The organism is Pseudomonas lijiangensis, assembly GCF_018968705.1.
GTDB classification, from domain to species: domain Bacteria; phylum Pseudomonadota; class Gammaproteobacteria; order Pseudomonadales; family Pseudomonadaceae; genus Aquipseudomonas; species Aquipseudomonas lijiangensis.
The window spans coordinates 4042518-4054656 of record NZ_CP076668.1 but is presented as its reverse complement, the minus strand read 5'-3'; the positions used below and the strand labels follow the sequence as shown (position 1 = coordinate 4054656).

The following is a 12139-nucleotide window of genomic DNA, read 5'->3' as shown; positions in this document are numbered from 1 at the left end:
CCCGCGTAATGGCATGATGGGACATAGCCACATACCAAGGAGTAGCTATGGCTCGGAAGTCACCCCCATCCCCGGTTGTTCAACCAAAGGTTCACTTGACGGCAGATCAGCTGCAGAAAGGAATTGACCGGCTTGAGCAAAGAATCGCGGATCTTGATTCGTTTGATCTCAACACATTGAAGAGTGGGACATCTCCCGAACTCCAAGCCCTAGAGTGCAGTATTGAAGATACGTTGGAGCGCTATTTCGGAGCAAACACTACCGCAGCCAATCGTTATAAAGCGGCGCAGGAGCTGCATTACCATCAGAGGGTTTGGGTATCTGGAATGCCAGAGCCCAACTACAGAGCACACACGAAAACAAATATAGAAGCGGCGAAAGCGCTGCTAGACCAAGCGATAAATGCCTTAAAAGCGGACCTTGAAGACATTGGACCTAGCCTTCTTGCGCCAGCAATGAAAGCTAATTCATCAGCGGGCTCCTCTCGAGTTTTTCTCGTCCATGGGCACGATGAGGCTGTCCGTGAAACCGTTGCACGCTTTCTAGAGAAGCTAGGCCTTCAGGTGATCATCCTCCACGAGCAGGCCAATAGTGGGCGCACGATCATTGAGAAAATCGAGCACAATTCGGATGTGGGAATGGCCGTGGTGCTGCTAACGCCCGACGATGTTGGCTGCAAAGCGGGCGGCCAGGTGGAACCTCGCGTTAGGCAGAATGTGCTACTGGAGCTTGGTTACTTTATTGGTGCGCTGGGTCGTGACAAAGTCTGCGCGCTGAGATCTGGAAAAGTGGAAATACCTACCGACTTCGCCGGGGTAGTTTGGACGGAGATGTCCGGCGAGTGGAAAACCGCATTGGCACGCGAGTTGAAACAGGCGGGCTATGCAATCGACTGGAACAAGGTTATGGGTTGAACAATCTCAGCCTAAAATCCGTGTTTCCTCATGACACTCTGTAAGATAACGAGCCCTTCCATGTCCATAGAATTCTTGGTTAGCACATTCGATAAGGTAAGCTACCTACAGAACCTCTTGGTGGCCCGAGCTACGGGCAATGCTGCGGATCCGAATGAGTATATCCATCTTCGACGTGAACTGCTGAGTGATCCTACAACGAGCGCAGCACTTCCAGCATTCGTGAGGCAACATGGCTCCCTTGATACTTTTTGGACTTGGATAAAGGGGAAACACCAAACGTACGCCGAGCGGAGAACGTTCCTTTCAGAGCAGTTCACCCCGATCTTAGACTCGTTGGAACTCCCTCCGCTCCCGCGTCCGACTCCCCAGTCCATACAGCCGAACGGTATTGGCCCCTCAACTGCTGCTCCATTTGTTACTCCGGCGCCAGTTATTGCCAGGAATAAGCGAAAAGTATTCATCGTTCACGGAAGAGATGATCTTGTGAGAGTTGAGGTCAGTCGGTTTATCGAAAGCCTCGGTCTTGAAGCGATCATACTGCACGAGCAAGCTAACGCAGGCATGACGATCATCGAAAAAATAGAACGATACACCAACGATGCCGATTTTGCACTTGTCCTCTATACACCATGCGATCAAGGCCGTGGATACCACGAAGGAAACGCTCGTCCAAAGGATCGCGCTCGACAGAATGTAGTCTTTGAGCATGGCTACCTCATGGCCAAGCTTGGTAGAGAAAATGTCTGCGCTTTGGTGAAAGGCGATATTGAGACGCCAAATGACATTAGCGGAGTGGCCTACGTCCTTCATGAGCAACATGGCGCGTGGAAGTTTAAAGTAGTTGCGGAGCTTAGAGCCTGCGGCTATTCAATCAGCAAATGGTGATTCAGTAACGGTGACTAGGCAGCTTCCCGCAGTTTTCGATATCGCGGCTCAGCGCCCCCTCCCACTTATTCCCCCTACCCGGAAGGATCCGTTAAGCCGTCATATGTGCTTATCACGCCAGGCACATGCCATTTTTTCGTAGTGGCAGCAATCGGGCCAGAGGCCGTTATCGCCTGACCCTTGTTTAAGAGGGCAGTTTTAGCCAGAACCTGAACCAATTATTATGATATGGCATAGAGGGTAAGGGGATAATCTCCTTTATCACTTTTGTAAGGTTGTCCGAGCATTGAGAAACCAAAATCTTTGAATAAGTTACGCATGGGCCCATTATTTTCACGTGTAGTCGCAAAGCATGTGGCACCAGCTAGTAATTCTTTGATCTCTTTCATTAAGGCCCGACCGTAACCTCTGCCTCTTGCAATGCTGGATACATAAAGCCAGCCTAGCTCATATTGGTATTTTCTTGATTCTGTAACGTTGGAGTTTCTAAAAACTCTAGCCTTATATCCAGCGTTAGGGTTTTTTATTGCCCCTATAGCAACACACTCACCATCATTGATGATGAAGATAAGTTTTTCTGCATTAAGAATTCGCTGACGCAAGCCGACTAGCGAAACTTCACCACCAGCAGAAACTAAACTTTCAAATGTCTCAAGCTCTGAGTTGTTGCAGTCTCTGGGGGCTTTGGATATTTTTTTCATGCTCATACCTCATAATATTTGGTTGATGGGCGGACTTTAGCTCATCCCAAGAAGCGGTTTGAACCATTATTATAAAACTGATGATACTGTGCTTCTCGAAATCATCACGTTGTCATTATATTTGATCTTCATGGCTGCATTCTCGACGTCGTAGAAATAATGAACGACTTCTTGAGCACTGAAATCATTTTTCAATAATGGATGGATCGCAAATGGGTTGTGATATACCTGCAGCCCATCTAAATGAGTTTCTTTATGATCACTTCCGTTACAAATATGGATGTCATGTCCACAAATATCTATGCCGGAGTAGAAGCGCTCAGAGAAAATATCGTAGGTATCTGACACTTTAGTTCTAGTTTTACCAATTTTTTCTAGGCCTTCCTTAGCTAAGAATTCAACTATCCCCATTTTTCTGAGCCTGCTGGATTTTACGAAGTTTGCTGTACCAGCTAAAGCCACTGCTTTTCCAAAAGTACCTGTCGTGGAAAAAACAACAGCGCTAATTTCTTTGTAATTATCATTGGTGAAAATTCCCAAATCAATGTTTTTGCCATTTTTATTTTTAACAGAAGCGACTACAGCTTGTGGCTCGCTATAATTAATTGGAGGCTCCAAACCATAAAGAACTCTATTCATGGCTGTATTATTTTGGCTTTGCGAGAGTTTACTATCAAATGGCGCAACCGCCAGGACAAAAGGGTTACCTTTTACGTGATCTAAAGACGAGTATGAATATTTTCCTTTGCCCATACCCAAGTAAAGTTGGTGCTTGTCACGTATTTTTCCAGACAGTTTCAGCGTAGCATTATTGAGGAAGCTTTCTTCGGACACACTTGGCGTGTCAAGATTTAATTTTGGCAGATTTGAAGGGTTAGATGTTACCGCTTCGACAGAAATATTCCTTCCACATTTACTCTGTAAATTGAAATCTGGGCTAGCCTTTGTATAATCAATTTTGAATTCGAGCAGCTTAAATGCCTTGTTAAGATAGATCTCCCAAAACGTAGAGTTGAAGCTGGTCTGGAATTCATTAATAAATTTAGCAGCTTCCCCTCGACGTTCAAAAATCCCTTCACTCCATTCATTTATCACTTTACGGGCCTCGGCATACTCTGGAGTATTCTTAATTTCCTTAAAGTACGGATGTAATTTGTTTTCATCTAGCGATGTCTCAAATAGATTAATACTCAATTTTTACTCCATGAGCCTAACTATAATTAGATACCCCAAGCAGGGCAATATTTTCGTCATATATTCCTGATAACATTCCTTATGCATGGGTAACGCCTTCAGCAGCTCTCAAGGCGTGGCGGAAACGCGACGAGAGACGGAGTGCACGGAGATTACGAAGTAGCCTGCAGCATGTCCATTGCCTATTTCGGGTTGGCTCCTACTCGTGACGAGGCATTAGCCGCTTTCAACGAGGGACCGCTTCTTGTCGAAGGCGGTCAATCCATACTTGCCAATTCAGGCTGTGCGGCGTTGGTTTATGTTGCGTTTGAGCGTGGCGTATTCACTCAGTTTTCTCCTATTAGGCGGGTCAGATCCTACAAGGATAAAGCAGACCTATGCGTCCACATGGCTGCACTGTCAAACCACATATTCCCGCAATGTTGCTTATGTAATCCAGCTACGAGCACCGAAAGGGGACGAATGTGACTCTTATTGATTGCAAACACGCACACAAGCCACTTCGGTCCGATTCCAGCTTTTGGTCTCGCACCTGCAACCAGAATTTATCACTTACCCAGCCGCCAACGCCTCTTCATATTCACTTATAAATCGCGGCAGCTCATACCCCAACACCGCACACAAATCCCGCAACTGTACGATATCCAGCCGCCGCAACCCCTTTTCCACATCGCTCATGAAAGACTGAGGCCGGCCAAGCGCCCGAGAGCACTCTGACTGGGTGAGGTTGGCATTTTCCCTGATCGTCCGCAGCAGCTTGATCAGGACCTGATGTTCTTGCCGATAAAGTGCTTTTGTCATGATGCCGTTCTCGTTGAACAGCTTCACAAGCTATAACTGATTTCCAGATATCTGATTTTCAGATATTCTCGGCTTTGATTCCGGGTGGGTCGATTGGTTTGCCCGGATGCCCAAGAAATCCGGAAGCCCTATCTGAAAGGACACAACCCATGAAAACCCGAACCCACCCCCGCAACCCCAGGCAATCATCCCGCAATGCACGCCCACGCTTTCCCAGCCGCGCAGGATCTGCCCCAAAGACACCTTCGACTCAACTGCAAATCGTCAGCTCCATGTACGCCTACCTGATGACGAGTTGGGAGGAGCTGCCCGAGGAGAACAAGCGTGCCTTGGGTTTCGATTTTGTTGCGGGCAGTGAAGGGGAGGAGAAGGCGCTCAATCATCTGGCGCGACTTTTTCTGGACTATGCCGATTTGTCATTTCGTCGGGCGTTGGTTGCTCGGCGCAGGCGGCTTGGGATTGATGAGACGAGCAGGGCTGTTGAGTGAGTGATGCTGCGCAGGCTCAAGCGCATTGCTGAAGTCGATGCGCGTTTGCGGCCGGAGCTGCCCCGGGCTAGGGCAACCATCGGCCTGTTGTATTGAAACGTCAGGTCATGCGCCCATCACCACCAGATTTCTAATGGGCGATCTGTTCTGGTAAGTTACGACGCGCACAGGGATTGCTGACAGGAGGTCACAATGGCTAAGCCAGCAGCACGGAAAAGTGATTCATACAGCTGCCCTCTGCCTGGGCACGGTACCAACCCTATAGCATCAGGATCTCCTGACGTATTCTTCGACGGCCTTCCTGCCGCGCGTCAGGGCGACCCCTGTACATGCGGTAGTGCGCTCTCTTCAGGGCTGTCTGCGACCGTTTTCATTAATGGTAAGAATGCGGCGACCATTGATACCGGAGGCACCCACGGCGGTATCGTGACTGGTGGTTCGGGTACGGTAATCATTGGCGATACCCATACACCCTGCGAGTTTTTTTCTCCTACGCCATTAACGGGTTTCGCGAGCTGGATCGGCTTCAGAATTCCTGCTGACGAAAGCTACGAGGGCTTATCGTGCACCGCACATTTTGAGGATGGATCATCACTGTCAGGTGTGTTCAATAAAGACAACGCAGTTAAGTTTTCAAATCCGTCCGGCAAGACCTGCGTGATGCTCAAGTTTGAAGAGCAAGCATCCGCAGGGGAATCCTCTCTCACCGAGAGCCTATTGAGCACAATTTTAGGATGAGGACCATCCTGTGACAGAGCCGTACATTATCACCGGCAGCTATGTTGTTCAGCGTGAGCACGCCTTGCAAGACTCTCCCCTCGACAGGGCGTTAGAACTGATGGAAGGTTCTGCGCTGAGATTTTCACTGGATGCGATCTCTGATGAAAAGGTCAGATCGAGCTATACCAAGAATATCAAACGCATGTCTCAGCAAGTCCGAGATGACGTGAAAGCGGGAAAGATTACTGCGCAAGAAGGGGTGAAGTTCAGTCATGAGATGCGAAACAAAATCATGATGGAGCATCGCAAATTTACTTCAGCGCAGGGGGGGGCAATCGTTCAGAAGAAGAAAAAAGACGGGAAGGGACTCAAAACACTTTTGGATATGTATTCGGAAAACCTGTTTCAAAAGGGTTACGACAGCCTTTCAGAAGTAGAAAAGAACAAGGTTCACTACGCCATTCTGGAGTCCTCGGGTCGTGATAATGCGAAATTCACGACCGGCACCAAAAAAATGTTGGTCATGGGCAAGCTTGGTGTTCTCGTGACGGCGGCCCTGGCAACCTATCAAATATTGAATGCTGACAACAAACCCAAAGAAGTCGCTCGCCAAGGCATCATCGTCGGTGCTGGTGCGGTCGGCGGTATTCTTGCGGGGATGGGCGTTAGCGCATTGTGTGGCCCTGGTGCCCCCATTTGTGCAATAGCAGTTGTCTTGGCAGGGACAATCGCCGGTGGTGTCGCAGGCGAAGCGGTGGCGAGCTCACTGGACGAAGAGTTAGAGGAGCTCATACATTGGGACATCTTCTGACTGAACCACAGCTGACAAAAGTCAGAGCTGCTCTTTCCGAGCCATTCAATGATTTTCCCGTCGAATATGACTATGTGGCGAATAAGGTCAGAGGCGTCGACCCTGAAATACTTTACACAATCCTCTATTCAGAGGTCGCGCCGGTGTGCTTCACCAATCTCGTGGCAGCCGTGCCTCCGGTATGGACAGGGTTCGACCCCGATATCCTCAGAGAATCGATAGAAGAAAGATTGGCAGCTAGAGAGCGCAACTGGTTTCGTCGGCAGTTCGATAAAGTGCTGGTTCGCTGGCTGCAATACAACTACGGCTACATCTGGAAGGAAATCGCCAGTAGGCTTTGAATCCGAACCCACAATGGAGTAGCGACTCACTGAACAGTAGAAAAAAGCTCTGATCATTTTGGCTGTTTTGTGTGGATCAGGAATAGAGATGAAATCAATGTACGCTTCTGGCTGGAGCAGGCCTTGTAGCCACTATCAGCCTGAAGCGGTCATTGAATTCTTGATTCGCCGCCAGATGAATTTCACCTGCAACTTCCTGGCGGGATTTATTACTTCTTCATGATGGTAGTTTTGCTGTCTGAATGATCACGGTGCCCAGTGCACCACCATTCAGATTCGCTCCGCTTTGCTGGGTAATGTAACGGTTGAACATCGGCTGGGAGCCTGCCGAATTCCACGTCGAAGAGTTTTTCTTGCTGCCCCACGGGCACTCCCAGCTGTAGGTTCCGACGAAGATCTGACCATCGTAAATATCGAAGGAGCCTTCCGTTCCAGAGGATGCACCCTCTCGCCCACAAGCGTTGATAGCGAGCGATTGACCTGATTTTATTACTTTCCCTTCGACGGCACCCGGTCCATATTCGTTATCCTTGTTTCCGCCGGCGATACCGATCTGTTTTGAGTCGTAAAATTTCCCCCATGCGTGCGTGATGTTTTTAATGGTGATATCAAAATTTACCGCATGAATTATAAATGTACCCCATTGTGCATATGCCATTTCATTTTCCTGAAGTTTGAAAAGCTCCATACGATATAACTGATTTTCAAGTAGTTGAGATGCATAGTTATAGGGTTGAAAACGCGAACCTTGACGCTTGCCTGATGGGCGAGGGCAGTTATCGATCTGCTGTGTTGAAACGTCAGGTCATGCCGCGCAGTGCTGCCTGCACATCAATGACCGGCGATTATCTGGCCGGACTGTCTGTCACCGCTTGGAAAACCATGGGCTCGCGCGCTCGATGCAATGGCCAGACTGAGCAGTAACAGCACCAGCAAGACCCAGGGAAAAGCACTCACGCCCCATTGGCCGAGCAAAACGCCACCCAGTAGCCCGCCGCCTGCGATGGCGCTGTTCCAGACAACGACGTTCATGGACAGCGCAACGTCTGCGCCTTTACCGGCCGAGTCGGCGAGGGCGGTTTGCAGCAGCGTGGCGGCGCCACCGAAGGTCAGGCCCCAGATGGAAACCCCGACGTAAATGGCCAGGGCAGAGCCTGAAAACAGGCCGAAGAACACCGAAACCGCTGCAAAGGTTGCAAGGCTGGCCAGTACGGTCTTGCGCAGATGGCGATCAACCAGCCGACCCGTGACCCAGATACCCGCCAGCGCGGCAACGCCAAATGCCAGCAGTACCAGGTCAACGTCACTCGCCAGCCCGGCCTCGGAAACAAAGGGCGCGACGTAGGTGTAGAGGATGTTGTGCGCCAGCATCCAGGTGAAGACGACCCCCAGCACCGAGCGCACGCCAGGTGTAAAAAAGACCTGACGCAACGCCATGCGCTGTGATGAGGATTGGCCAGGGTAGTCCGGCACCTTGACCAGCACCCAGACGATCAGCAGCAGCGTCAGCCCGGACATCAAGCCAAACGCCATGCGCCAGCCCATGAAGCCACCCAGCCACGTTCCCAACGGCACGCCCAGCGACAAGGCGATGGGCGTTCCGACCATCGCGACTGCCAGTGCGCGCCCCTGCAATTGCGGGACAACCATGCGTCGCGCATAACCCGCAATAAGGCTCCAGGCCAGACCCGCAGAGACGCCCGCGAAAAACCTCGCGATCAAGGTCAGCCAGTAATTGGAAGACAACGCCGTGACGGAATTGAAAATCAGAAAGCCGACAATCGTCAGCAACAAGACGGTTCTGCGACGCCAGCTTTGGGTGGCGATGGTCAGCGGAATGGCTGCCAGCAGCGACCCCAGCGCGTAAACCGTCACCATCTGCCCTGCAAACGATGCCGAAACGCCCAGACCGCTGCCGATCTCGGGCAGCAAACCTGCAGGCAACGTCTCGGTCACGATGCAAATGAATCCTGTCATCGCCAGGGCCAGTAATGCCCCAAGCGGAAGCCTGTCGCTCTGTTTCTCATGTGTAGTCATTCGATTTTTCCTACTAATATACTGATCGGTATAAATATAGGGCGTGAGCGGTCGGCTGGTCAATGACTTATGTATCGATTAGTATTTAAGTAATTCTGAAGGAGAACCGACATGGCACAGATGGGGCGTCCTCGAACCTTTGACCGCGACGAAGCAATCACTCAGGCACTGCATCTGTTTTGGGAGCATGGATACGACGCGACCTCCCTCAGCCAGCTCAAGACGAATATTGGGGGAGGCATCACCGCCCCCAGCTTTTACGCGGCCTTTGGCTCGAAGCAGGCGCTGTTCAATGAGGTCATGGAGCGCTACCTCGCCACCCATGGCCGTGTTATGGACAGCCTTTTTGATACAAACCTGCCGCCCAGGGACGCGATTGAACTCACCCTTCGCCGGTCAGCGAAAATGCAATGCGAGCCCGATCATCCCAAGGGGTGTCTGGTGGCGTTAGGCCTGATGAGCGCTTGCTCGCAAGAGAGCAAAGCCATCTCCGAGCCTCTTGCACGGGCGCGGAAGTTGAACCGTGCGGGTATTGCTGCTTGCATCGAACGCGCCATTGCAGCAGGCGAATTGCCTGTGACGGTGGTGCCGGAGACACTTGCCGCGGTGTTCGACAGCTTTCTTCTGGGCTTGTCGACACTGGCTCGGGATGGGGTGCCGTATGAGACGCTGGATGCTGCGGTGGGGCAGGTGATGGGTGTTTGGGATGGGTTGGGTGTTGTTGTCGAGGGGGAATGAGGTGGAGGTTTTGCATGAGCTTGACCATTCTGGCTGAACCACAACTGACCAAAGTCAGAGCCGCTCTTTCCGAGCCATTCAATGATTTTCCCGTCGAATATGACTATGTGGCGAATAAGGTAAGAGGCGTCGACCCTGAAATACTTTACACAATCCTCTATTCAGAGGTCGCGCCAGTGTGCTTCACCAATCTCGTGGCAGCCGTGCCTCCGGTATGGACAGGGTTCGACCCCGATATCCTCAGAGAATCGATAGAAGAAAGATTGGCAGCCAGAGAGCGCAACTGGTTTCGTCGGCAGTTCGATAAAGTGCTGGTTCGCTGGCTGCAATACAACTACGCCTACATCTGGAAGGAAATCGCCAGCAGGCTTTGAATCCGAACGCATAATGATGCCGGTACCGCAGACACTCGCTGCGGTGTTCGACAGGTGTCGACACTGGCTCTCGATGGTGTGCCGCATACCACGCGTGGTATTGCTTTGACTCAGGTGAGGGGCCAATAGCACAGGCTGTGCAGTATGTGGTGGACGGATGAAAGCGATGTGTTCAAAGCCTGCTCGCAATTTCTTTCCACATGTAGCCATAGTTGTATTTCAGCCATGCAACCAGCGCCTTATCAAATTGTCGGCGCAACCAGCTCTTTTCCCTTGCTGCCAGCCTTTCTTCGATACTCGTTCTGAGCCAATCGGGGTCAAAGCCTGTCCAGACAGTTGGCAAGACTGCTGCAAGGTTGGAAAAGCACACGGGCGCTACTTCTGAATAAAAGATTTCGTAGAGTACGTCAGTATCGATCCCTTTGACTTTGCGCACGATGTAGTCGTAATCGGTCGGAAAATAGTTGAATGGCTCGGACAGTGCGGTTCTGACTTCTGTCAGTTGTGGTTCAGTCAGAAAATGTCCCAATGTGAAAACACCTCCAGCGAGTCAGCGATCCATTCAAAAAACTACAGCAATGGCGCAAATGGGCGCGCTAGAACCATAGAGCGTGGTGATGACTCCAGCTGTCTCACATCGTCCATGCATAGATACGACCTGCCTTTTATGTAACACTTCAACTCGTGTGGATTGTACAAGGATGTTTCATATGTCAGGTAAACCAGCAGCTCGCATTACCGATCCAACCTCCTGCCCTCAGCCTGGACATGGAGTCAATCCAATTGCCTCGGGTTCTCCAGACGTCTTTTTCGATGGCCTGGCTGCCGCACGGCAAAATGACAAGAGTGCATGCGGTAGCCCTATTGTAGGAGACGTAGCTTCGACTGTTCTTATCAATGGCATGCCGGCAGCAACTGTCGGGAGTACTGGCGCTCATGGTAATAACGTCATCAGTGGGTCTGGCACCGTAATCATAGGTAACACCCATACCCCGGCAGATTTCATTCCTCCGTCTGCCATGCCTCTATGGGCTTTGGTATTCGATGAGCAGTTCCGGATCATTGGTGATGGCGGTCAGCCGTTGGCTAATGTTCCGTATCACATCAAGGATGAGTCGGGCAGGGTGTATACCGGCTTTTCAGATGAGTCGGGACGTACACCGAGAATCGCTACGAGCAGGGAGGAAATGCTGGAAATCACGACGGGAGTTGCTGCGCTCGAAAAGTGGGAGGATGCATGACAGAGTTCTCCTGCAAAGTACCTACAAACAAGGAAAGCGGTTCTGTAAGCAACGTGTCTGGCTATGCAATGCCTGCAAACATCCACCTTTTTGTCGTGGTGGATGAAATAGGCAAGGATGGTTTTCTAGTCCGAAAAATCTATTCGTCCCCGGACGATCCCCATCTCGTCGCAAAAAATCTCCCCGCGTTTCAGATGCAGCATGAAGTCTGGCCTGAAAAGTACGGCATGCGGCCTGTCGCGCCGAACTCAAGCGCCACCGTGGCCGAGCACGTTTTCAGCAGCAAGAGATATCCATCAAGCTATCTTTCAACCAGCTCCGAGTTTCCAAGTGGTTCTCCAAGGTTCGATGGGAAGGTCGTCTACATCGATATTGAGAAAGCAAAGGCAGCTGGAGCGAAGCTGGTTACGACGGAGGAAATACTTAAGTCGTTAGAAGACTATAAGAAAGTAGCTCCGAAGAATGCAGCAAGAATTGATCAAATCGCAAGCTGGGTCAAGGATATCGACAAGGAAGTATTGGTTCAGGCGGAGAAGGTGCCAGCAAGCGCAATATTCACTCCAAAGTCCCACGCAGTAACCAGTGCGCTGATGAATGGGGCGAAAGTCGTAAGGGTGTTTGCTATCGGGTTTACTGCGTATGATTTGAAATTGGCTGCGGATGAGTCAATAAAACAGTCCAGCGTAAAGCCTATAACTGTCGAGGTTGTCAAACAGGCTGGCGGCTGGGGTGGAGCGATGGCTGGCGCAAGAGTTGGAATTGTTGCCGGAGCTGCCGTTGGTATAGAGACAGGGCCAGGCGCTTTTGTAAGTGGTGCAGTCGGCGGAATCATATTTGGCATTGCAGGTTACCTGGGAGCTACCTGGCTGACTGATTACCTTCAGGAGTAAT

At 50.8% G+C, this 12139-nt stretch carries 16 protein-coding genes; 10 read left to right on the top strand and 6 right to left on the bottom strand.

Going from position 1 to position 12139, the window contains the following annotated elements; all coding sequences use genetic code 11:
* Positions 1 to 47 precede the first annotated feature (47 nt).
* Positions 48 to 914, top strand: a complete 867-nt coding sequence (locus KQP88_RS25320) for a TIR domain-containing protein (protein WP_253950495.1) — start codon at positions 48 to 50, stop codon at positions 912 to 914.
* Between the two features lie 60 nt (positions 915 to 974).
* Positions 975 to 1802: a TIR domain-containing protein gene (locus KQP88_RS16755; protein WP_216703669.1), complete on the top strand. Its 828-nt coding sequence runs from the start codon at positions 975 to 977 to the stop codon at positions 1800 to 1802.
* Positions 1803 to 2023: 221 nt separating this feature from the next.
* Here the strand turns inward: KQP88_RS16755 and KQP88_RS16750 are convergent, their stop codons facing one another.
* The 3 genes from KQP88_RS16750 to KQP88_RS16740 all read right to left on the bottom strand — a co-directional run bounded on the left by KQP88_RS16750 (position 2024) and on the right by KQP88_RS16740 (position 4498).
* Positions 2024 to 2503, bottom strand: coding sequence for a GNAT family N-acetyltransferase (locus tag KQP88_RS16750; RefSeq protein WP_216703668.1), 480 nt, complete (start codon positions 2501 to 2503; stop codon positions 2024 to 2026).
* A 69-nt stretch (positions 2504 to 2572) separates the two neighbouring features.
* On the bottom strand, positions 2573 to 3697 hold the full coding sequence (locus KQP88_RS16745; RefSeq protein WP_216703667.1) for a hypothetical protein: 1125 nt from the start codon (positions 3695 to 3697) through the stop codon (positions 2573 to 2575).
* Positions 3698 to 4249: 552 nt separating this feature from the next.
* Complete coding sequence (locus KQP88_RS16740; RefSeq protein ID WP_201000261.1) at positions 4250 to 4498, bottom strand: helix-turn-helix domain-containing protein; 249 nt, start codon at positions 4496 to 4498, stop codon at positions 4250 to 4252.
* Between the two features lie 149 nt (positions 4499 to 4647).
* Here KQP88_RS16740 and KQP88_RS25315 point away from each other — a divergent pair, with 149 nt between their 5' ends.
* From KQP88_RS25315 to KQP88_RS16720, 4 genes are all read left to right on the top strand, one after another.
* On the top strand, positions 4648 to 4986 hold the full coding sequence (locus KQP88_RS25315) for a hypothetical protein (RefSeq protein ID WP_253950494.1): 339 nt from the start codon (positions 4648 to 4650) through the stop codon (positions 4984 to 4986).
* Positions 4987 to 5178: 192 nt separating this feature from the next.
* On the top strand, positions 5179 to 5724 hold the full coding sequence (locus KQP88_RS16730) for a PAAR domain-containing protein (protein WP_216703666.1): 546 nt from the start codon (positions 5179 to 5181) through the stop codon (positions 5722 to 5724).
* Positions 5725 to 5734: 10 nt separating this feature from the next.
* A complete protein-coding gene (locus KQP88_RS16725; RefSeq protein ID WP_216703665.1) occupies positions 5735 to 6517 on the top strand; it encodes a hypothetical protein in 783 nt (260 codons plus the stop codon).
* Positions 6502 to 6858 carry a DUF7079 family protein gene (locus KQP88_RS16720; protein WP_216703664.1) on the top strand — a complete coding sequence of 119 codons (357 nt, stop codon included), beginning with the start codon at positions 6502 to 6504 and terminating at the stop codon, positions 6856 to 6858. The genes KQP88_RS16725 and KQP88_RS16720 overlap by 16 nt, the downstream gene beginning before the upstream one ends.
* Before the next feature lie 217 nt (positions 6859 to 7075).
* Here KQP88_RS16720 and KQP88_RS16715 read toward each other — a convergent pair whose 3' ends face one another.
* A complete protein-coding gene (locus KQP88_RS16715; RefSeq protein WP_216703663.1) occupies positions 7076 to 7516 on the bottom strand; it encodes an aegerolysin family protein in 441 nt (146 codons plus the stop codon).
* A 173-nt stretch (positions 7517 to 7689) separates the two neighbouring features.
* On the bottom strand, positions 7690 to 8895 hold the full coding sequence (locus KQP88_RS16710) for an MFS transporter (RefSeq protein WP_216703662.1): 1206 nt from the start codon (positions 8893 to 8895) through the stop codon (positions 7690 to 7692).
* 111 nt (positions 8896 to 9006) lie between these two features.
* On the opposite strand from KQP88_RS16710, the gene KQP88_RS16705 reads away from it, so the two are divergent.
* Positions 9007 to 9633 (top strand): TetR/AcrR family transcriptional regulator, encoded by a 627-nt coding sequence (locus tag KQP88_RS16705; RefSeq protein ID WP_216703661.1) that lies wholly within the window; start codon positions 9007 to 9009, stop codon positions 9631 to 9633.
* Positions 9634 to 9647: 14 nt separating this feature from the next.
* On the top strand, positions 9648 to 10007 hold the full coding sequence (locus tag KQP88_RS16700; RefSeq protein WP_095067425.1) for a DUF7079 family protein: 360 nt from the start codon (positions 9648 to 9650) through the stop codon (positions 10005 to 10007).
* A 172-nt stretch (positions 10008 to 10179) separates the two neighbouring features.
* Here KQP88_RS16700 and KQP88_RS16695 read toward each other — a convergent pair whose 3' ends face one another.
* Complete coding sequence (locus KQP88_RS16695; protein ID WP_216703660.1) at positions 10180 to 10536, bottom strand: DUF7079 family protein; 357 nt, start codon at positions 10534 to 10536, stop codon at positions 10180 to 10182.
* 181 nt (positions 10537 to 10717) lie between these two features.
* Between KQP88_RS16695 and KQP88_RS16690 the strand changes: the two genes are divergently transcribed.
* Complete coding sequence (locus KQP88_RS16690) at positions 10718 to 11248, top strand: PAAR domain-containing protein (protein WP_216703659.1); 531 nt, start codon at positions 10718 to 10720, stop codon at positions 11246 to 11248.
* A complete protein-coding gene (locus KQP88_RS16685; RefSeq protein WP_253950493.1) occupies positions 11245 to 12138 on the top strand; it encodes a glycine zipper family protein in 894 nt (297 codons plus the stop codon). The genes KQP88_RS16690 and KQP88_RS16685 overlap by 4 nt, the downstream gene beginning before the upstream one ends.
* Position 12139 lies beyond the last annotated feature (1 nt).

Bases quoted from the DNA above. Each gene is read 5' to 3' on its own strand.
- KQP88_RS16700 (WP_095067425.1), top strand. From the start codon at position 9,648: ATGAGCTTGACCATTCTGGCTGAACCACAACTGACCAAAGTCAGAGCC.
- KQP88_RS16690 (WP_216703659.1), top strand. From the start codon at position 10,718: ATGTCAGGTAAACCAGCAGCTCGCATTACCGATCCAACCTCCTGCCCT.
- KQP88_RS16730 (WP_216703666.1), top strand. From the start codon at position 5,179: ATGGCTAAGCCAGCAGCACGGAAAAGTGATTCATACAGCTGCCCTCTG.
- KQP88_RS16715 (WP_216703663.1), bottom strand. From the start codon at position 7,516: ATGGCATATGCACAATGGGGTACATTTATAATTCATGCGGTAAATTTT.
- KQP88_RS16710 (WP_216703662.1), bottom strand. From the start codon at position 8,895: ATGACTACACATGAGAAACAGAGCGACAGGCTTCCGCTTGGGGCATTA.
- KQP88_RS16750 (WP_216703668.1), bottom strand. From the start codon at position 2,503: ATGAAAAAAATATCCAAAGCCCCCAGAGACTGCAACAACTCAGAGCTT.
- KQP88_RS25320 (WP_253950495.1), top strand. From the start codon at position 48: ATGGCTCGGAAGTCACCCCCATCCCCGGTTGTTCAACCAAAGGTTCAC.
- KQP88_RS16685 (WP_253950493.1), top strand. From the start codon at position 11,245: ATGACAGAGTTCTCCTGCAAAGTACCTACAAACAAGGAAAGCGGTTCT.
- KQP88_RS16740 (WP_201000261.1), bottom strand. From the start codon at position 4,498: ATGACAAAAGCACTTTATCGGCAAGAACATCAGGTCCTGATCAAGCTG.
- KQP88_RS16705 (WP_216703661.1), top strand. From the start codon at position 9,007: ATGGCACAGATGGGGCGTCCTCGAACCTTTGACCGCGACGAAGCAATC.
- KQP88_RS16755 (WP_216703669.1), top strand. From the start codon at position 975: ATGTCCATAGAATTCTTGGTTAGCACATTCGATAAGGTAAGCTACCTA.
- KQP88_RS25315 (WP_253950494.1), top strand. From the start codon at position 4,648: ATGAAAACCCGAACCCACCCCCGCAACCCCAGGCAATCATCCCGCAAT.